19 protein-coding genes and 3 pseudogenes are annotated in these 19311 nt (G+C 64.6%); 18 read left to right on the top strand and 4 right to left on the bottom strand.

Annotated elements, in window-relative coordinates; all coding sequences use genetic code 11:
• The 6 genes and pseudogenes from ACK5IR_RS14065 to ACK5IR_RS14040 all read left to right on the top strand — a co-directional run.
• Positions 1-289 (top strand): annotated as a pseudogene (locus tag ACK5IR_RS14065) (PepSY domain-containing protein); the annotation flags it as partial.
• A 173-nt stretch (positions 290-462) separates the two neighbouring features.
• Positions 463-960 carry a LuxR C-terminal-related transcriptional regulator gene (locus ACK5IR_RS14060; RefSeq protein ID WP_416929801.1) on the top strand — a complete coding sequence of 166 codons (498 nt, stop codon included), beginning with the start codon at positions 463-465 and terminating at the stop codon, positions 958-960.
• 133 nt (positions 961-1093) lie between these two features.
• Positions 1094-1807, top strand: a complete 714-nt coding sequence (locus ACK5IR_RS14055; protein ID WP_416929800.1) for a DUF1223 domain-containing protein — start codon at positions 1094-1096, stop codon at positions 1805-1807.
• A gap of 178 nt (positions 1808-1985) precedes the next feature.
• Positions 1986-4540, top strand: a pseudogene (gene pepN, locus ACK5IR_RS14050) (aminopeptidase N).
• A gap of 235 nt (positions 4541-4775) precedes the next feature.
• Positions 4776-5651: a 1-acyl-sn-glycerol-3-phosphate acyltransferase gene (locus ACK5IR_RS14045; protein WP_416929802.1), complete on the top strand. Its 876-nt coding sequence runs from the start codon at positions 4776-4778 to the stop codon at positions 5649-5651.
• A gap of 175 nt (positions 5652-5826) precedes the next feature.
• Positions 5827-7623, top strand: coding sequence for a patatin-like phospholipase family protein (locus ACK5IR_RS14040; RefSeq protein ID WP_416929799.1), 1797 nt, complete (start codon positions 5827-5829; stop codon positions 7621-7623).
• A gap of 19 nt (positions 7624-7642) precedes the next feature.
• Here the strand turns inward: ACK5IR_RS14040 and ACK5IR_RS14035 are convergent, their stop codons facing one another.
• Positions 7643-8329 carry a transglycosylase SLT domain-containing protein gene (locus tag ACK5IR_RS14035; RefSeq protein WP_416929798.1) on the bottom strand — a complete coding sequence of 229 codons (687 nt, stop codon included), beginning with the start codon at positions 8327-8329 and terminating at the stop codon, positions 7643-7645.
• A gap of 376 nt (positions 8330-8705) precedes the next feature.
• Here ACK5IR_RS14035 and gatB point away from each other — a divergent pair, with 376 nt between their 5' ends.
• Positions 8706-10214 (top strand): Asp-tRNA(Asn)/Glu-tRNA(Gln) amidotransferase subunit GatB, encoded by a 1509-nt coding sequence (gatB, locus tag ACK5IR_RS14030; protein WP_416929797.1) that lies wholly within the window; start codon positions 8706-8708, stop codon positions 10212-10214.
• Between the two features lie 115 nt (positions 10215-10329).
• Here gatB and ACK5IR_RS14025 read toward each other — a convergent pair whose 3' ends face one another.
• Entirely contained in the window at positions 10330-11664 is a 1335-nt protein-coding gene (locus tag ACK5IR_RS14025) for a FliI/YscN family ATPase (protein WP_416929796.1), read from the bottom strand.
• 79 nt (positions 11665-11743) lie between these two features.
• Between ACK5IR_RS14025 and ACK5IR_RS14020 the strand changes: the two genes are divergently transcribed.
• From ACK5IR_RS14020 to mgrA, 11 genes are all read left to right on the top strand, one after another.
• Positions 11744-12130, top strand: coding sequence for a FlgB family protein (locus tag ACK5IR_RS14020; protein WP_416929795.1), 387 nt, complete (start codon positions 11744-11746; stop codon positions 12128-12130).
• A 9-nt stretch (positions 12131-12139) separates the two neighbouring features.
• Positions 12140-12532 (top strand): flagellar basal body rod protein FlgC, encoded by a 393-nt coding sequence (gene flgC / locus ACK5IR_RS14015; protein WP_416929794.1) that lies wholly within the window; start codon positions 12140-12142, stop codon positions 12530-12532.
• Between the two features lie 12 nt (positions 12533-12544).
• Complete coding sequence (gene fliE / locus ACK5IR_RS14010; protein WP_416929793.1) at positions 12545-12835, top strand: flagellar hook-basal body complex protein FliE; 291 nt, start codon at positions 12545-12547, stop codon at positions 12833-12835.
• 3 nt (positions 12836-12838) lie between these two features.
• Entirely contained in the window at positions 12839-13105 is a 267-nt protein-coding gene (locus ACK5IR_RS14005; RefSeq protein ID WP_416929792.1) for a flagellar biosynthetic protein FliQ, read from the top strand.
• Between the two features lie 3 nt (positions 13106-13108).
• Positions 13109-13822, top strand: a complete 714-nt coding sequence (locus ACK5IR_RS14000) for a flagellar hook-basal body complex protein (protein ID WP_416929791.1) — start codon at positions 13109-13111, stop codon at positions 13820-13822.
• Positions 13823-13834: 12 nt separating this feature from the next.
• Entirely contained in the window at positions 13835-14620 is a 786-nt protein-coding gene (flgG, locus tag ACK5IR_RS13995; protein ID WP_416929790.1) for a flagellar basal-body rod protein FlgG, read from the top strand.
• A complete protein-coding gene (gene flgA / locus ACK5IR_RS13990) occupies positions 14617-15078 on the top strand; it encodes a flagellar basal body P-ring formation chaperone FlgA (RefSeq protein ID WP_416929789.1) in 462 nt (153 codons plus the stop codon). Before flgG ends, flgA begins: the two co-directional genes overlap by 4 nt.
• Positions 15078-15806 (top strand): flagellar basal body L-ring protein FlgH, encoded by a 729-nt coding sequence (flgH, locus tag ACK5IR_RS13985; RefSeq protein ID WP_416929788.1) that lies wholly within the window; start codon positions 15078-15080, stop codon positions 15804-15806. The genes flgA and flgH overlap by 1 nt, the downstream gene beginning before the upstream one ends.
• A gap of 29 nt (positions 15807-15835) precedes the next feature.
• The gene (locus ACK5IR_RS13980; RefSeq protein ID WP_416929787.1) at positions 15836-16390 is read left to right on the top strand and encodes a flagellar basal body-associated FliL family protein; all 555 of its coding nucleotides are present in this window, start codon (positions 15836-15838) and stop codon (positions 16388-16390) included.
• A gap of 123 nt (positions 16391-16513) precedes the next feature.
• Entirely contained in the window at positions 16514-16924 is a 411-nt protein-coding gene (locus ACK5IR_RS13975) for a GNAT family N-acetyltransferase (RefSeq protein ID WP_416929786.1), read from the top strand.
• 311 nt (positions 16925-17235) lie between these two features.
• On the top strand, positions 17236-18267 hold the full coding sequence (mgrA, locus tag ACK5IR_RS13970) for an L-glyceraldehyde 3-phosphate reductase (RefSeq protein ID WP_416929785.1): 1032 nt from the start codon (positions 17236-17238) through the stop codon (positions 18265-18267).
• A gap of 30 nt (positions 18268-18297) precedes the next feature.
• Here mgrA and ACK5IR_RS13965 read toward each other — a convergent pair.
• Together ACK5IR_RS13965 and ACK5IR_RS13960 are read right to left on the bottom strand one after the other, a co-directional pair.
• A pseudogene (locus ACK5IR_RS13965) lies at positions 18298-18859 on the bottom strand (IS5 family transposase); the annotation flags it as partial.
• A gap of 14 nt (positions 18860-18873) precedes the next feature.
• Complete coding sequence (locus ACK5IR_RS13960) at positions 18874-19299, bottom strand: universal stress protein (protein ID WP_416929784.1); 426 nt, start codon at positions 19297-19299, stop codon at positions 18874-18876.
• Positions 19300-19311: the final 12 nt, after the last annotated feature.

Raw genomic sequence — 19311 nt, 5'->3', positions numbered from 1 at the left:
GGGCGACATGGGGGTCTGGAACCTGGTCCTGAACACCGCCGTCTGCCTGTCGGTGGTCGTTGTATCGTTGTCCGGCCTGATCATGTGGTGGAAACGCCGCCCGGCCGGTGCCGGGCGCATCGCCGCGCCGCCGAAGCCGCGCGACGCACCGTTGTGGAAGGGCGCGGCCGCGCTGGTCGTCCTCCTCGGCATCCTGTTTCCGATGGCGGGGATCGCAATCGCGGTGGTGTTGCTGCTCGACCTGACGCTCCTGCGGGCGGTGCCTGCGTTGAGGCGCGCCCTGTCGTGATACATGGGTGCGGCGGGGGCGCTGCACCGATGTTGCAAGGGGCTCCCTTCCGTCTCCTGGCGGCGCACAGAGGGCAATCTTCGATGCCGCTGCCTTGTGCGGACGGGCGGGGGATTGCCAGCGCCGGCTTCATGGCCGAAAAGACGTTCATGGCAATCAGCGGACGACACGACATGACCGATGGTTCTGGCAAGGACACAGAGAAACGGCTCGCGGCGCTCGAGGCGGGGCTGCGGGATGCGCTGGCGATCCTGGCGCGCATCGAGGCGAAGGTGGACCGCTCGCTCGGTATCTTCGATGCGATCGGCTCCATCGCGGCGGGCATTCCGCCACGGCTGGTGGCGGCGCTGCACGATATGACGCCGGCCGAGCATGTCGCCCTGCAGATGGTGCTCGACAACCGCAGCAACCACGAGATTTCGGTCTGCCTCGACGTGTCCGAGGATCGTGTGCGCGCCTGGGTCGAATCCCTCTCCGGCAAGCTCGGCGTCAAGGCGCGATCCGAGGTGCGCGACCTGATGCGCCCGGTGATGGCCCGCATGCCCGCCGACGAATACGAACGCGCCAGCGGCGGCATCCCCAAGGACTGGAACAACAGATACGGGGTTGGCGGGATACGGGATCCGTACCGCGGCATCTACCATCCCGACGGGCAGAAGCCGGCTGGCTGAAGGTGGTCGAAACGGGGCTGTCCTTTCCGGCAGGGGCGCGGCAGGGCGGTTACGACAATCCCACGGGTTGTTGATTGGCTGTTGCAGGGGGGCCGAGCTAAGACAATCGCGTGCTGCTACGGAAAGTCTGCCGATGAAAGTGACTCAGCTGATTGCCGGTCTTGTGGCCGGGGGGGCGCTGCTGGCCCAGCCGCTGCCGACATGCGCCGAGAGCGGCAACCTCGTGGTTGTCGAACTGTTCACCTCGCAGGGGTGCTCTTCCTGCCCGCCGGCGGATGCGCTGCTGGCAAAGCTGGCGCTGCGCGACGATGTGCTGCCGCTGGCGCTGCATGTCGATTACTGGGATTACATCGGCTGGGCCGATACCTTCGCCCGGCCCGAGAACACCGAACGGCAGAAGGCCTATGCCCGGGTTGCCGGCAGCCGCAGTATCTATACCCCCCAGATGGTGGTGGACGGGCGCGACCAGATCGTCGGAACCCGCCCGATGGAGGTGGCCGAGGCGGTCATGGACCGTTCGGAAGCCGCGCCGCCGGTTGCGCTGACGGTCACGCGCGAGGGCGGCGATGTCTGGATCTCGGCACCGTCCATGGTACATGCCACCGCGCCGCTGACCATCCAGCTTGTCCGCTACATTCCGGAACGCGTGGTCGAGATCGAACGCGGCGAGAACGCGGGCAAGGTCGTGAGCTATTCTAACATCGTGACATCCTGGGATGTGATCGGCGACTGGAGCCCGGCCGAGCCGCTCGACATGAAGGTGCCCGTACCTGACGATGATGCGGCTGCGGTGCTGCTGCAACAGGCCGGGCCGGGCCCCATCGTCGCGGCGGCACGTCTTCCCTGAAGCGGCGCGCAAACGTCCTGTCCGAGCCTCCTGGCTGGCCAATAGAAGGGCACTCTCCGAAGCTAGCATTACAGTTGCATGACACGGAGACGGAGACTGGTGACGGGCCGGCGACTTACCCCGGTTGCGCGAGGCTCCTGCGCTGCATAGGTAGCGGGCAACCGCATGGAGCCCCGCGATGACCGATACCGCACCGCAAACTGTCCGCCTTGCCGATTACGCGCCCTTTACCCACCGGGTCGAATCCGTCCACCTGACCTTTCGCCTTGCGCCGGAAGGCACCCGCGTGATTTCGCGGATCGCGTTCTCTGCCAACCCCGAACGTGCGGACGGCCCGTTCTTTCTGCATGGTCGGAATCTGCGGCTGGTCCGGGCGGCTGTCGATGGAAACGAGGTGACGCCGACACTGACCGGCGAAGGGCTGACCTGCGAGGTGCCCGATGCCCCCTTCGTCTGGGAGGCCGAGGTCGAGATCGATCCCGCCGCGAACACCGCGCTCGAAGGGCTCTACATGTCCGGCGGCATGTTCTGCACCCAGTGCGAGGCCGAAGGTTTCCGCCACATCACCTACTACCCCGACCGCCCCGACGTGATGGCGCCCTTCACCGTGCGGATCGAAAGCGCCATGCCGGTGCTTCTGTCGAATGGTAATCCTGTCGCACGTGGCGCGGGATGGGCGGAATGGGCCGATCCCTGGCCAAAGCCCGCCTACCTGTTCGCGCTGGTTGCCGGCGATCTGGTCGCCCATCCGGACAGCTTCGCCACCCGTTCGGGCCGCGAGGTGGCGCTGAACATCTGGGTGCGCCCCGGCGACGAGGGCAAATGCGCCTTTGCCATGGACGCGCTCAAGCGGTCGATGAAATGGGACGAGGATGTCTATGGCCGCGAATACGATCTCGATGTCTTCAACATCGTTGCGGTGAGCGATTTCAACATGGGCGCGATGGAAAACAAGGGGCTCAACATCTTCAACGCGGCGCTGGTGCTCGCCAGTCCGGATACGGCCACCGATGCCAGCTACGAACGTATCGAGAGCGTCATCGCGCACGAGTATTTCCACAACTGGACCGGCAACCGCATCACCTGCCGCGACTGGTTTCAGCTTTGCCTGAAAGAGGGGCTGACGGTCTTTCGCGACCAGCAGTTCACCGGCGACATGCGCAGCCACGCGGTGAAGCGGATCGAAGATGTCCTCATGCTGCGCGCCCGCCAGTTCCGCGAGGACAACGGCCCGCTTGCCCATCCGGTCCGCCCCGAGAGCTTTGTCGAGATCAACAACTTCTATACCGCCACCGTCTACGAAAAGGGCGCCGAGGTGATCGGCATGCTGAAGCGGCTGGTCGGGGACGAGGATTATTACAGGGCGCTCGATCTCTATTTCACCCGCCACGACGGGCAGGCCTGCACCATCGAGGACTGGCTCGGAGTTTTCGAGGACACGACCGGGCGCGACCTGAGCCAGTTCAGGCTATGGTATTCGCAGGCGGGCACGCCGCGCGTCGGCGTCAGCGAGGCATTTGAAAACGGCACCTACCGCCTGACGCTTACCCAGTTCGTTCCGCCGACTCCCGGCCAGCCCGACAAGGCGCCGATGGTCATTCCGGTGTCGGTGGGTCTTCTGTCGCCCAACGGCGACGAGATCGTTCCGACCCGGACGCTGGAACTGACCGGTGCGGAACAGACCTTTGCTTTCGAGGGGCTGGGCGCCCGGCCGGTGGCGTCGATCCTGCGCGATTTCTCGGCGCCGGTGATCCTCGAGCGCGAGGTCGGCGCCGGCGAGCGCGCCTTCCTTCTGGCCCACGACACCGATCCCTTCAACAGGTGGGAGGCCGGGCGCGCGCTGGCCAGGACGTGCTGTCGCGGATGGTCATCGAAGCGGCCGCGCCGCCGGTGGCCTTCCTCGATGCGCTCGACACGCTGGCGGGCGACGAAAGCCTCGATCCGGCGTTCCGCGCCCTGGCCCTCCGCCTGCCGGGCGAAGACGACATGGCGCAGACCCTGTTCGATGCCGGGGTCACGCCCGATCCGTGGAAGATCCACGCGGCGCGCCGCGCGCTCGCCCGTGCCGTTGCCGGGCAGATCGGTGACACGCTGGGTGGCCTCTACGACGCGCTGCGGGCGCGCGGCGATTCCTATTCGCCCGACGCCGCAAGCGCCGGTCGCCGCGCGTTGCGTCAGGCGGCGCTGGATTATCTGTCGCTGCTCGACGAGGGCGAACGGGCCGCTGCGCAATTCGCCACCGCCGACAACATGACCGAGCAGTTCGGCGCGCTGACCTGCCTGGTGGAAACCGGGCGGGCGGAGGAGGCGTTGGCGGCGTTCCGCCGGCAATGGCAGGGCAACCGGCTTGTGATGGACAACTGGTTTGGCGTGCAGGCCGGCCGCGCCCGGCCCGAAGCGGCGGCCACCACGGTTCGCCGCCTGACCGAAGACGCCGATTTCGACTGGAAGAACCCCAACCGGTTCCGTTCGGTGATCGGCGGGCTGGCGGCGAACGCGGCGGGTTTCCATGACCCGAGCGGCGCCTCCTATGCGCTGGTGACCGACTGGCTGATCCGCCTCGATCCGGTAAATCCGCAGACAGCGGCCCGCATGACAACTCCGTTCGAGACCTGGCACCGCTACGATGCCGACCGGCGGGCGCTGATGCGCGAGAACCTCGAACGGCTTGCCGCCACGCCGGGGCTGAGCCGCAATACCGGGGAAATCGTTACGCGCATCCTCGATCACTGAGGGTACCACCGCCGGTTCCGGGGCGACGGAAACGTTGCCCGCCGCCGCCGCCGCGACCGGTGCGGCAGGCCGGCCCGGCGGAGAAACGCACAGGACCCGGCGGGGCGTGACGAGCCGTTATCAAGCTGTTAAGTTGTGGCTGTAGCGCTGTCTGAATGCGTCAAACCATGGGGCGGAGAATCAGATGAATCATGTTCAGGCGCCCGCAGCCTTCGGTGGCGGTGTGCAGGGCGACATGCGCGCGAGAATCGATCCCCTGATCCGCGAGCGCGCCAACTGGCTGTTCTCGGACAGTTTTGTCAGCCGCAACGCGCACCGGCTTCTAAACCGCGTGCTCAGCTACGACGACACCATCGCGCTCGGCAACCAGCTCAGGAACGAACCCGCCGACGTGATCATGAACCACATGGCCAAGCTGATCGCCCGCGATGTCCAGATTTCGGGGCTCGAAAACGTGCCGCAGAGCGGGCCGGCGCTGATTGTGGCCAATCACCCCACCGGTATCGCCGACGGTATCATCATGTGGCACGCCCTTACCAAGCGGCGGGCCGATCCGTTCTTCTATGCCAATTCCGACATCCTGCGCGTGGTTCCGCAGCTCGAAACCATGATCGCCCCGGTCGAATGGCGGGTCGAAAAACGCAGCCACGCCAAGACTCGCGAGACCATGGCCTATACCCGCAAGGCGATCGAGGCCGGCCGGATCGGCGTGATCTTCCCGTCCGGGCGCCTGGCGAAACGGCGCTGGCTGAAGCTGCACGAGCGCGAATGGATGGCCTCGGCGGCGATGATCGCGCGAAAATTCGACCTCGACGTGATCCCGGTGAACGTGCGGGCGCGCAATTCGGCGCTGTTCTACATGTTCGACCTGATCCACCCGAGCCTGCGGGATATCACGCTGTTCCACGAGACGCTGAACAAGGACCGCCAGCCCTACCGGCTGAATTTCGGCCGTCCGATCCCCGCCAAGTCGCTGCCGGCAAGCTCGGCCGAGGCCATCGAGGAGATGAAGGCGCAGACCCTGCGGCTCGGCGGGCGCCATGCGCCGACTGTTTCGCTGGCCGAGATGACGCGCCGGCCGCGCTGGGTCCGCACGACATTGTCGGCCTGATTCGCCGCCACCCGGTGGCACGCGCGGGCTATCGGGCGGTTTGCCGCCCCAAATCCGGCCGGACCGGCGCGACAGATGGACTTGCCCGGCATACTTGACTAGTTTGCCGTCGATCGCTGAGCCGCGCATCCCGCGTGGCCTCGTCATTGTCAGGTTCAGGTTAGAGCATTCATCCATGCACGAGTCGCTGCTCGACATTCTATCATCGCGCGACATTCAGAGCCGCCTCGAAAGGGTGCGGGTCATGCGCGGCGAACGGTTGATCCGGCAGGGCAGCCCGTCGTCGGAGATCTACTTTATCGCCGCCGGGCGCTTCCGCGTCGAGCGCGACGGGCATTCGCTGGGCGATGTCGATTCGGGCAGCGTGATCGGCGAGATCGCGTTTTTTACTGGTGTTCCGCGAACGGCAACCGTGACGGCCAGCCGGGATTCGCTGGTATTCCGGCTGAACCGCGAGGATTACGACCGGCTGTGCGACGAATTTCCCCGGCTGCGCGACGCGATCACCACCGAGCTTTCGGGCCGTATCGCCAACAGCCACAAGCTGCTCTCGGACGAAAAACGCCCCGACCCGTCGCCGCGAACGATCGTGCCCCTGGCGACCGGCGATGCCTTTCCCGTCGACACGATCATTTCCAGGCTTGCCTCGGCGCTGGCCGTCGACAGGCCGATCCGGGTGATAACCCACGAGGTCTACCTGCGCGAAATGGGGCGCACCCCGCCCGGCAGCCCGAACGCCATCGCCTGGTTCTGCGCCAACGAAAACCCCCAGGGGGTCACGCTCTACGTACCCGATCCCGCCGATGGCGACTGGACCCGCGCCATCCTCCGGCACGCCGACGAGGTGCTGCTGATCGGTACTGCAGACGACCCGCCGCCCGGGCTATCGGCGATGGAATCCTTTGCCTTCGAACAGGTTCCGCAGCCCCAGCGGCGGCTGATGCTGGTACATCCCGCGCGGCGCATTTCTGTCAGCGGAACCGCCGAATGGCTGGCCAGTCGCCCGGTTCGCATGCATCATCATGTCGCGCTCGCGGACAACGAGGATATCAGGCGCGTGGCGCGGTTCGTCAACGGAACGGCGGTGGGGCTTGTCTGCTCGGGTGGTGGCGCTTTCGGCCCGGCCCATGCCGGTGTCTGGGCGGCGTTCTCGCGCGCCGGTGGGCGGTTCGACATTGTCGGCGGCACCAGCGCCGGCAGCGCGATGACCGGTGCCTTCGTTCTGGGCATGGACACGCAGGAGATCGGCGTGCGTGTCGACGACATCTTCGTCCGCAACGGCGCGCTCCGCCGCGCGACGGTTCCGAAATACGCCCTGATCGATCACGTCCGGCTGGATGAGCTGCTGAAAAAGCACTTCACCGCCGTGAGGATCGAGGATCTCTGGCTGCCCTATTTCGCCGTGGCAACCAACCTGACCACCAACGCCACCGAGATCATGCGCACCGGCCCGTTGTGGATCGCTATCCGCGCCTCGTCGGCGATACCCGGCGTGCTGCCGCCCTATCTGGGCAAGGATGGTTCCATCCTCGTCGATGGCGGAATGCTCGATAACCTGCCGGTCGGCGAGATGCGGCAGATCAAGACCGGGCCAAACGTGATCTCATCGCTCGAACGCTGGAAAGAGCGTCGCGCCGATCTGGATTATGACGATCTGCCAGGACGGTGGGACATGCTGCGCGATCTGGTCAACCCGTTCAAAAAGCCCCGTTCCTGGGCGCCCGGGATCACCGAAACACTGGTGCGCAGCATGATGGCCAGCCAGTTCAGCCGCAGATTGCAGGCGACCGACAACGAGATCCTGCTGCGCCCGCCAATGCCGCCGAACATGGATCTGCTGAGCTGGCGGAATTACCAGACCGTCATGGATGCCGCCGACCGCTATACAGAGGACGTGATTGCAAGGGCGGATCCGGCGGACATCCCGGCATGGGCGCGGGTGATTCCGGGGATGGCGGCACAGGCCGGCTGATCCCCGGAAAGCCCGGCGATTATCCGTCGCGCTTGTTGCGGAACGGGTTGGACAGCGCGGCCTTGGCCTTGGGCTGGCAGAACGGCTGGCTGCGTGTCCAGGCCTTCATGTCCTCGCGCTTGGCGGCAGTGTGGAACGGCCCCCAGTCGGCGGCCACCCCGCGCATGCCCTGGCTGACAACTCCGTCGCGCGTCACCGTGCGCGCCATGATGCGGATTGCGCAACTCACGTTGTTCGCGCCGTCCTTGAGCGCCGAGCCGCTTTTGGCGGCACAGCCGTAGGATTGCGCGGTCGCCGGCGAAATCTGCACCAGACCGAACCAGCGCCCGCCGCCGCCAACGGCTGCGGGGTTCCAGGTGCTTTCGTATTTCGCCAGCGCCGAGATCAGGCCGACCCAGAACGCCTCGCGCTCTGCCTGGCTCGCATCGGCATAGCCCGGGCACCAGTTTTCGATATCCTGCGGCACGGTGGCCGGAAGCGCGCTGCCATGCGTGCGCAGCGCGGATACCGCGGTGCTGGTCCAGCGGTCGGATTCGGGGCGGTGATCCCACCGCATGGAATAGGCGCTCGTCGGTGTCTTGGACGAGGCCGTCGCGGCGGTTGCCCCTTCGTCGGCCGAGGTCGCAGGACCGGTTGTGGCGCAGGCTCCCACCGCCAGCGGCAGGGCGACAAGCATGACTTTCAGCGTCGCGAGGCGGGCTCGCATCGGCAGTCTCCGTGAAGGCTTCTGTTCCGGCCGACGTTTAGCGACAATTCCCCTTGCGACAAGCGCGCAGGAGAATTGCCCGAAAAACCGGCAGAACACCGCCGATGCAAACCTCATTAGCAAGATTAAAAATAATCAGTAACAATATGTATATAAAATAATTTTTCAAATAGTATCCTTGAGGAAACTCAAGTGCCGCAAGTCTGCTCCCGCTGCCCGATCTCCCTCGGGCGTGGCATCGGCGGAGGGTCGCGCGAACCAGGCATCGGGTTTACGGGCCCAATATCCTGCCGCAGCGGCCGGGTCCGGCCGGCGATGTTGAAATGGCGGGAAAGTTTGGCTAAGCCGGGCTGGTTCCGTCCAGCGAGGTAACGCGATGCTCGATCTCACCTTCGAAGCCCCGAAGCCAAGGGTCATTTCCGGGGCCCGGGAAGACTGGGAACTGGTGATCGGGATGGAGGTTCACGCCCAGGTCGCCTCGAACGCAAAGCTGTTTTCCGGCGCCTCGACCCGGTTCGGCGCCGAACCCAATTCCAATGTCTCCTTTGTCGATGCGGGGATGCCGGGCATGTTGCCGGTCGTCAACGAATTCTGCGTCGCGCAGGCGGTGCGCACCGGGTTGGGGCTGAAGGCCGAGATCAACCTTTTCTCTGCTTTCGACCGCAAGAACTATTTCTACCCCGACCTGCCGCAGGGCTATCAGATCAGCCAGCTCTACCACCCCATCGTCGGCGAGGGCGAGGTGCTGGTCGACATGGGGCCGGGGGTGGCGCGGCTGGTGCGGGTCGAACGCATCCATCTGGAGCAGGATGCCGGAAAGTCGATTCACGACATGGATCCGGCGATGTCCTTCGTGGACCTGAACCGCACCGGCGTCGCGCTGATGGAGATCGTCAGCCGCCCCGATATCCGCAGCCCCGAGGAAGCTGCCGCCTATGTCGCCAAGCTGCGCCAGATCATGCGCTACCTCGGCACCTGCGACGGCAACATGCAGAACGGCAACCTGCGCGCCGACGTGAACGTTTCGGTCTGCCGCCCGGGCGATTACGAGCGCTACCGCGAGACCGGCGATTTCGCCCATCTGGGCACACGCTGCGAGATCAAGAACATGAACTCGATGCGCTTCATCCAGCAGGCGATCGAATTCGAGGCGCGGCGCCAGATCGCCATCCGCGAGGACGGCGGCGAGGTGATCCAGGAAACCCGCCTCTACGATCCCGACAAGGGCGAGACGCGCTCGATGCGGTCCAAGGAAGAGGCGCACGATTACCGCTATTTCCCCTGTCCCGATCTGTTGCCGCTGGAAATCGACCGCTCGTGGGTGGACGATATCGCCGCCGGTCTGCCGGAGCTTCCCGACCAGAAGAAGGCACGTTTCGTCAACGATTTCGGCATGACCGAATACGATGCCACCGTACTGACCGCCGAGGTCGAATCGGCCGATTACTTCGAAGAGGTGGCGCAGGACCGCGACGGCAAGCTGGCGGCCAACTGGGTCATCAACGAGTTGTTCGGGCGGCTCAAGAAGGACGACCGGGATATCACCCAGAGCCCGGTCACTGCGGCGCAACTGGGCGGCATCATCGACCTGATCGGCAGCGGCGACATTTCGGGCAAGATCGCCAAGGATCTGTTCGAGATCGTGTTCAGCGAGGGCGGCAATCCGGCCGAGATCGTCGAGAAACGCGGCATGAAGCAGGTCACCGACACCGGCGCCATCGAAAAGGTGGTGGACGAGATCATCGACGCCAACCCGGCGCAGGTGGAAAAGGCGCGGGCCAACCCGAAGCTCGCCGGCTGGTTCGTCGGTCAGGTGATGAAGGCAACCGGCGGAAAGGCCAACCCGCAGGCGGTGAACGCGATCGTGGCAAGGAAACTCGGCTAGATCGCCCGGTCGGTCAGAACCGCGACGGGCGGCCGCTGCCATGGTGTGCGGTCGGCGGCAGGCGATGCAAACCCGATTCGCCTGCGGGTGAAGCGCGCGCCCGGAACCGCATTGCTTACCGCAGCGTCGTTGACAGGCATTCGGCCAGACGGCGGAAGGCCGTTTCCGGGCCGTCCGGCGACGGCTCGGCCAGAAAACGGTCGAGCGCGGGCCAGGCCTTGAGCGCGGCATCGATTTCCGGATCGCTTCCCGACGAATAAAGGCCGGACTGGATCATCAGTTCGGCGCGGTCGTAGGTTCCCAGCCGCTGGCGCGCCAGTCTGATCAGTTCGTTTTCCGCCGTGCTTGCCGCGCCGGGAAGGCTGCGCGATACCGAGCGCAGCAGATCGATGGCCGGGAACCTGCCCCGTTCGGCGATCTGGCGGTCGAGGACGATGTGCCCGTCGAGGACCCCGCGCAGGATATCGGCGATCGGCTCGTCCATGTCGGATCCGGCAACCAGGACGGTGAAGATTGCGGTGATATCGCCCTCGCAGGACCGTGGCCCGGGGCCGGATCGTTCGGCCAGCGCCATGATCAGATGGGCGACCGACGGCGGGAAGCCGCGCAGCGAGGAGGTTTCGCCGGAAGCGAGGGCAACCTCGCGATGGGCTTCGGCGAAGCGGGTTACCGAATCCGCCAGGAAGAGGACGTGCCGTCCAAGATCGCGGAAGTGCTCGGCAATCGCCATGGCGGCCCAGAGCGCTCTGCGGCGGGCGAGGGGTGGCTGATCCGAGGTTGCGGCGACGATGACGGATTTCTTCATCCCCTCGGGGCCGAGCGTTTCCTCGACGAATTCGCGAACCTCCCGGCCACGTTCGCCGGCCAGCGCGATAACCGCGACATCGGCATCGACGCCCTTGGCGAGATTGGCCAGAAGGGTCGATTTTCCGACCCCCGAGCCGGAAAACACACCGATCCGCTGGCCGCGCACCAGCGGCAGCAACGTATCCAGAACCGCCAGCCCGGTTACCAGCCGTGGCCCGAGCGGCCGCCGCCCGGTGGCGCGCGGCGGCAGGCTCTTCAGCGGGCGTTCGACCGGCCCGCGCGCAATCGGCCGCCCGTCGAGCGGCTGGCCATAAGGGTTGATTACCCGCCCGATCCAGTGATCCGCCGGCGCGATCGACGCGGCCCCTTCCAGAACGACCGGATCGCCGATCCGGACGCCTTCGCCGGAGCCGTCCGGCAGAACCAGCACGCGCCTGTCGGACAGATCGACGATCTCGCCCCGCAGGGCGCCGGTCGCGGCTTCGACGCAGACGTGATCGCCGAGCGCCGCATCCGTTTCCAGGCCGTCGATCTCGATGGTTCCGTGACCGGCGCGCACCACCCGCCCGACCGCGCGAACCGGTCTGAGAGACATGATTTCCCTGCCGAGCGCACCGAGACCACCCGCACCTGTACCGGTCATTTTCTTCTCCCGATCATCGCAAACCGTTTCTAAACGAATCGAGGTTAAGTCATGATTGAAAGCTGCGGGAGAAACCCAGGTGATTGACAGACTGGAAGTGCTGCAAATGGCTCAGGCGCTGGCCGGCAATGCCGGTGCCCGGCAGGCGATGGTCGCGCAGAATATCGCGAATGTGGACACGCCAGGGTATCGTGCTGTCGATATTGCGGAGTTCAGCGAATTTCTCGCCGCCGATACTCCGGCTGCCGGAATGCGCGCCACGCGCAAGGGGCACGCGGTTGCGCCGGAGGCCGGTTTCCCGCAGCACATCGCATATTCCGGTGCTTCCCCGGCGCCGAACGGAAACACGGTTTCGCTGGAAGAAGAGATGATGAAGATCGCCGAAATCCGCCAGCAGCACGAGATGGCGCTGGCGATCTACAAGAGCGGCCTGTCGGTTGTCCGGTCGGGTCTGGGGCGCGGGTAGGGCGGGACAATGAGCGATCTTGTCCGCACCCTGGAGCTCTCGGCGAGCGGGATGAAGGCGCAATCCGCGCGCCTGCGGTACGTTTCGGAGAATATTGCGAACGTCGATACTCCCGGGTTCCGCCGCAAGCTGACCTCTTTCCAGATCGACCGGACCGGGGCGGAGCATACCGGTCTGGTGAAAGCCGGCCCCGTTCGTCTCGACAGGTCCAGACTCGAACAGATCTACGACCCCTCGCATCCGATGGCCGACGATACCGGTCATTACGAGGGATCGAACGTCGAACTCATGGTCGAAATCGCCGACGCCCGACAGGCGCAGCGAAGCTACGAGGCCAACCTCAAGGTCTTCGATCAGGCCCGGCAGATGGCCTCCAGCCTGTTCGAACTGTTGCGGAAATAAGGAGATTCCAGAATGGAAATCGGTGCATCGCTCGTTCAGAGCGCCTACAGGGCTGCCCAGCCCGCCGTTGCGCCCGAACCCGGCTCCGGGGCAGGAGCCGATATCCTCGGCCGTGTTCTGAACGATTTCGCCTCCACGCTTGCGGAGGGCGAGGCCGTTTCGAAAGAGGCCATGCTCGGCCGGTCCGACCCACATGCGCTGGTGATGGCGCTGACCCAGACCGAACTCGCGGTCGAAACTGCGGCGACCCTGCGTGATCGCGTGGTTGAAGCCTATCAGGAAATCCTCAGGATGCCCGTCTGATCCATGGATGCGTTCGTTTTCTACGATACCCTGCGAGAGGGTCTGTGGATCGCCGTTTCGATCTCGTTTCCCATCCTTGCGGTTGCCCTCGTCACCGGCCTGGCCGTCGGATTGCTGCAGGCCCTTACCTCGGTCCAGGAGATGACCCTGACCTTCGTTCCGAAACTCGCGGCCATCGTCGTCGTTTTCTGGGGGGCGATGGGGTTCATGAGCGAGACGCTGATATCGTTCTTCACCGGTCGCATCGTACCGCTGGTGGCGGGAGTCTGAGACATGAGTTCAGGATATGTGACCCTTTCGCGCCAGGTCGGTCTTTTCGCCGAGATGGGAACGATCGCCAACAATATCGCGAACATGTCGACGGCGGGCTTCCGCCGCGAAGGCGTGGTGTTCACGGAATATGTCACGCGCGGCGCGCCGGGCGGTGAATCGGTTTCGATGGCGGCGGCTCATGCACGCCGCATCGACCTGTCGCAGGGAACGCTGGACCGGACGGGCGGTGCCTTCGATCTGGCGATCGAGGGCGACGGCTTTTTCATGGTGAGCACTCCGAACGGCGAAAGACTGACGCGGGCCGGGGTCTTTCAGCCCAACGATGCCGGCGATCTGGTCACGGCCGACGGATATTTCGTTCTCGACGAGGGCGGCGCGCCGATATTCGTGCCCCCCGATGCCGGTGCGGTGACAGTTGCGCCGGACGGAACGATCAGCGCCGGTGGGCGTCCGCTTGCGCGCCTTGCGCTGGTGCGGCCCGTCGACGGCGCCGATCTCGAACGCGAAGGCAGCGCGCTTATTGCGACGCAGGACGGTCTCGAGCCGGTGCCCGACAGCAAGATCCTGCAGGGCTTCGTCGAAGCGTCGAACGTGAACCCCGTGGCCGAGATCACCCGCATGATCGAGGTGCAGCGGGCCTATGAACTCGGCCAGGCCCTTGCCGAACGCGAGGGCGAGCGGCTCACCAATGTCATCAAGACCCTCGGAAGATAAGCCGGAGATCCCATGCAATCCCTGAGAATCGCCGCCACGGGCATGACCGCGCAGCAGATGCGGGTCGATGTCATTTCGAACAATCTCGCGAACATGAGCACCACGGGCTACAATACCCGCCGCGCGGAGTTTGCCGATCTCCACTACCAGCAACTGACCCGGCCGGGATCGGTCAATGCCGCGGACGGCACGATCCTGCCGACCGGCGTGCAGATCGGGCTTGGCGTCCGGCCGTCGTCGGTCAGCATCAATCCCGAGCAGGGAACCCTGTCGGCGACCGGCGGGGATCTCGATATTGCGATAGACGGGGCGGGGTATCTCGAGGTCACGCTGCCGTCGGGCACGTCGGCCTATACAAGGGACGGCGCGCTGAAGCTGACCGGCGACGGGCTGATCGTGACATCGGACGGGTTTCCCGTTGCGCCGGAAATCACCGTTCCCAGCGACGCGCGCAGCCTGTCGATCAATTCCGAGGGGCAGGTCTTCGCCTATTTCGACGGGCAGGTCGATGCGGAGGAACTGGGCCAGTTCACGCTGGCGAATTTCCCGAACCAGAAGGGGCTCGAGGCGATCGGCGGCAACCTCTTCCTCGAAACCGGCGCCTCGGGTCCGCCGATGGTGGGAACGCCGGGCGAGGAGGGGCTCGGAACCACCCGCCAGGGGTATCTCGAAGACAGTTCAGTCGATGCGGTGCGCGAGATTACCGAACTGATCCAGGCGCAGCGCGGCTACGAGTTGAACGCCAAGGTAATCACGGCCGCCGATCAGATGCTCGGCGCGACGACACAGATCAGATGATCCTTCGTGTTGCGGCCCTGATATGCGCTGCGATGCTGGCGCCCGGCATCGGCATCTCGGATACGCTTGTGGCAAGCCAGACGGTGCGCAGCAAGACAATCCTGACCGAGGCGGATCTTGCGGTGCTGCCCGACGAGGTTGTTGGCGCGCTGAGCGATCCGCGCGATGCGATCGGCATGGAAGCCCGGGTCGCCCTGTATGCGGGGCGCCCGATCCGGCCGTCGGATGTCGGCCCGCCGGCGCTGATCGAACGAAACCAGACGGTTCCGCTGATCTACGACCGGGGCGGCCTGTCGATCGTTACCGAGGGGCGGTCGCTGTCGCGCGCCGGCGCCGGAGACCTGGTGCGCGTGATGAATCTGGCGTCGAAATCCACCGTTACCGGCCAGGTGGACGCCAGCGGGCGCGTGATTGTCGGAGCGGTGCGGGCCGGCACGTACATTCCGGGGGAAAACTGATGCGGTCTATGCTCGTCCTTGTTGCGATTCTGCTGCTCCCCATATCCTGCGCGCGCGTCGCAGATGTGGGGAAGCGGCCTGATTTTACACCCAATTCAGGAACTTACGAACATCGCGCGATGTCGATAACCCCGCTGCCCATGAGCGCCGGTCCCGAACAGGCCATCGATTCCGCGTCGCTCTGGAGCAGGGACCGGGCGTCATTGCTCGGTGATCGCAGGGCGGGGAAAAGGGGTGATATCCTGACCGTGGTGATCGAGATCGACGACAAGGCGGAGATATCCAATTCTACCGAACGCTCGCGCAGCGGCAGTGAGAAGATGGGCGTTCCGTCGTTCTTCGGGCTTCCGCAACGTATCGACGAACACCTGCCCGAAGGCGCCTCCATGGCTGCTGCGGTGGAGGCTAAATCCTCAAGTTCGTCCGAGGGTGACGGCTCGGTTCAGCGACGCGAGAAGTTGACCCTGCGGGTCGCCGCAACAATCGTCGAGGTGTTGCAGAACGGTGTCCTGAAAATACAGGGAAGTCAGGAGGTTCGCGTCAATTTCGAACTTCGTGAATTGCTCGTCACAGGCTATGTGCGCCCCGAGGATATCACGCGGACCAACGAGATAACCTACGACAAGATTGCGTCGGCGCGGATCTCCTATGGCGGGCGCGGGCAGATCACTGATGTCCAGCAGCCGCGCTACGGTCAGCAGGTGGCGGATATCCTCATCCCGTTCTGAGGTGTGATATGAAACGATTTCTGCTTCCAGTGGTGCTCGCGCTGTTCGGCGCGGGGATAGGCGCCGGCGCGGGAACCTTGCTGCGTCCTGACCTGGCCGAAGTCGCCGATACGCGGGAGGCCGCGGACGAGGCCGGTCACGAAGGCGCCCCCCGGGCCACGGATACGGCAAGCGCCGGCAGCCATTCAGAGCAGGCGGCGGAAGGCCATCGAGAAATCGCGCCGGACGGCCACGAGACGGGTACCGCGAGCGCAAGCGCCGGCACGGAATTTGTCAAACTGAACAATCAGTTCATCGTGCCGGTTCTGGCAAGGGGACGCGTGTCGGCGATGGTGGTCATTTCGCTCTCGCTGGAGGCGCGCACCGGCGGCAGCGAAGCGATCTACTCGCAGGAACCCAGGCTGCGCGACGCATTTCTGCGCGTGATGTTCGATCATGCGAATGCCGGAGGGTTCGACGACAATTTCACCATGGACAGCAAGCTGGAACCGCTTCGCAAGGCGCTTGACGAGGCAGGGAAAAAACAGCTCGGCGATCTCGTGGTCGATGTGCTGGTGACCGATATCGCCCGGCAGGACGTATGAGTTCGGTTCGATATCAGCGGCCCTGACGAATGACCATGCTCGCCTCCGGAAGACGGCATTGCGCCCATAGGCGTCATTGCATTCAATGTCTCCGAGAATAATGATGCGATCGCTGGAGGACTCATGCTGCAGAAGACGGTCATAAGGCCCTGCGAGATTAGCGACTATTCCGCGCTGAGAACTTTCGATGAGTTCATGGGGGACAGGCGCATCGACATGCAGCACGGCAACCTGTTGGTCGCCGAGCGGCAGGGCGATGTCGTGGGGTATGCCAAGGTCGCGCCAACCGAGTTCTTAGGTTGGCCGTTGCTTTCAATCGTTTGTGTCGCAGCGGTCGTCCGGGGACAGGGCATCGGGGGTGATCTGATCGCTGCGGTTGCCGAGAGCCCGCAGTGGTTGCGGCTTTACAGCAGCACTGAAGCCTCAAACCTGATCATGCTTTCGCTTCTGAAAAAGCGCGGCGCGCGCGAGGTCGGTTTTGTGGATAACCTCAATATCTCGGAAGAGCGCGAAGTCCTGTTCCGACTAAAATAGGCAACGACAATTTTGTCCGCACTGCCGACTCTTGCGAACGGCTCAGGTCTCATGGCCGTTGATGTGAGACATCTTGCCCGCCGAACAGCGCGGGATGCGGGCGGGATGGGGATTTCAGTGCCGAATCCATAAAAACATGCCGGTGCGGGCAATCTCCCGCTTTCGGCCGGAACTACGGAATCGTGCCCGGCCGGATTGCATCGGGCCTTGGGTGCAAGGTTCGAATTGCGCTGGCCGGCCGGATGTGACCTTGTGGCTGTTGTACCCGATGCGCGGGTGCCGCCCAACGCCGATCTGACCGGAGCCTTCTCATGCCCTACCTGCCGCACCCCGCCCGCTATGAGCGGATGACCTACAACAGATGCGGCGCCTCGGGGCTGTTGCTGCCCGCAATCTCGCTCGGCCTTTGGCACAACTTCGGTCACGACACACCGCATCAGACCAAACGCGATATCTGCCGCACTGCGTTCGATCACGGCATCACGCATTTCGATCTGGCCAACAACTATGGCCCGCCGATCGGTTCGGCCGAAGAGGCGTTCGGCGAAATCCTCCGCACCGATTTCCGTGGCTGCCGGGACGAACTGATCATCTCGTCGAAAGCGGGGTACCGGATGTGGGACGGGCCCTATGGTGAATGGGGCAGCCGGAAATACCTGATCTCGAGTTGCGATCAGAGCCTCCGGCGGCTCGGGATCGACTATGTCGATATCTTTTATTCGCACAGGTTCGACCCGGATACGCCGCTCGAGGAGACGATGGGCGCGCTGGCCGATATCGTCCGCGCCGGCAAGGCGCTCTATGTCGGGATATCGTCCTACAATTCGCGTACGACACGCGAGGCGGCGGCGATCCTGAGCGGTCTTGGTGTGCCCTGCCTCATCCATCAGCCGAGCTACAACATCCTCAACCGCTGGATCGAACACGACGGGCTGAAGACGACCCTCGCGGAGCTTGGCATCGGTTCGATCGCCTTCACGCCGCTGGCGCAGGGCATGCTGACGAACAAGTACCTGAGCGGTATCCCCGCCGAAAGCCGCGCGGCGCAGGGCAAATCCCTGCAACGGGAATTTCTGACCGGGCGCGCGGTCGAGAGCATTCGCAAGCTCAACGCGATCGCCGAACGCCGCGGCCAGACGCTGGCCCAGATGGCGATTGCCTGGGTTCTGCGCGGCGGCGGGATCACCACCGCGCTGATCGGGGCCAGCAGGCCGCAGCAGGTTGTCGACTGCGTGGGCGCGCTCGGCAACCCCGATTTCACCGATGCGGAACTGGCCCAGATCGACGCGGTATCGAGCGAGGAAGATATCAACCTCTGGGCCAGATCCTCGGCCGGAGACTGATGCCGTTCTAGGCGGCGTCTGCATTTCGGCGAGCCAGGCCATTGCGCATGCGATATCGACGAAGGCTTTGAAGGATGAGAGTGTCTTTTCGCATCTCAGGGCGATCCTTCGGAAGCGTTTGATCTTGTTGAAGAAGCATTCGACGAGATGGCGCTCCTTGTAGAGCGCCCAATCGATGCCCTTGCTTCCGCTTCGGGAGGGGTTCTGCCTGATCTGTGTCGTCGCGCCCGGATCTTGTGCGATGAACAGGCGCAGGTGGTCAGCGTCATGGCCCGCATCCATGATGAGGTGCCCGATGCCTTCGAGCCCTTCGATCATCCCGCGTGCCTGCGGACAGTCGCCCCATTGTCCGGTGTGATCGTGAACCGGACGGGCAGCCCGAGCGCATCCACCGCGGCGTGGATCCTGGTGGTCAAACCGCCTTGGGAACGGCCGATGCCGGCGCCTTCAAGCCCCATTTTTGCGCGGTCGCATCGGCATGTGCCTTGCAGATCGTCGCGTCGACAAGGACGTATTCGAAATCGGGCTCCGCGCTCAAGGCCTTGAAAAGAGTCTCCCGGACGCCCGAGATAGAGCCGTTTTCGTACCGTGCCGGCGGGGATGCCGTCAGCGTACCACGAGCACCGGAACCGGCGAGTGGCGCACGACCTTGCCGGCGTGCGAGCCGACGAGCATCGAGCGGAGATCGTCCGGCGGGTGCGAGGCCATCACGATCAGGTCGGCCCGTGCCTTGGTGGCGGCGGCCAGTATCCGCTCCGGGACGTGGCCGATTTCCACATGGGTCTTCACGCGGACACTCTCGGGCACGTGTTCGTCGCGAAACGCGTCGATCTGCGTCTTCATTTTCTTCAGGGCCGAATTCTCGAAATCGGATGGCAGGAAGCTGGAGACCATCCCCGAGCCGGTCTCGTGAACGATGCCGAGCAGGTGCAGGGTTCCGTCGCTTCCGGCAAGCCCGGCGGCCATCGGAAGCGACTTTTTCCATGAGCCGGGGTGGTTGAGATCGATGGGTATGAGGACGTTGTCGAACATCGCGGACACTCC

It is taken from the genome of Tropicimonas sp. (genome assembly GCF_047971885.1).
Taxonomy (GTDB): Bacteria; Pseudomonadota; Alphaproteobacteria; order Rhodobacterales; family Rhodobacteraceae; genus Tropicimonas.
The sequence above is the reverse complement of the archived record's forward strand: the minus strand, read 5'-3'. Positions and strand labels throughout refer to the sequence as shown.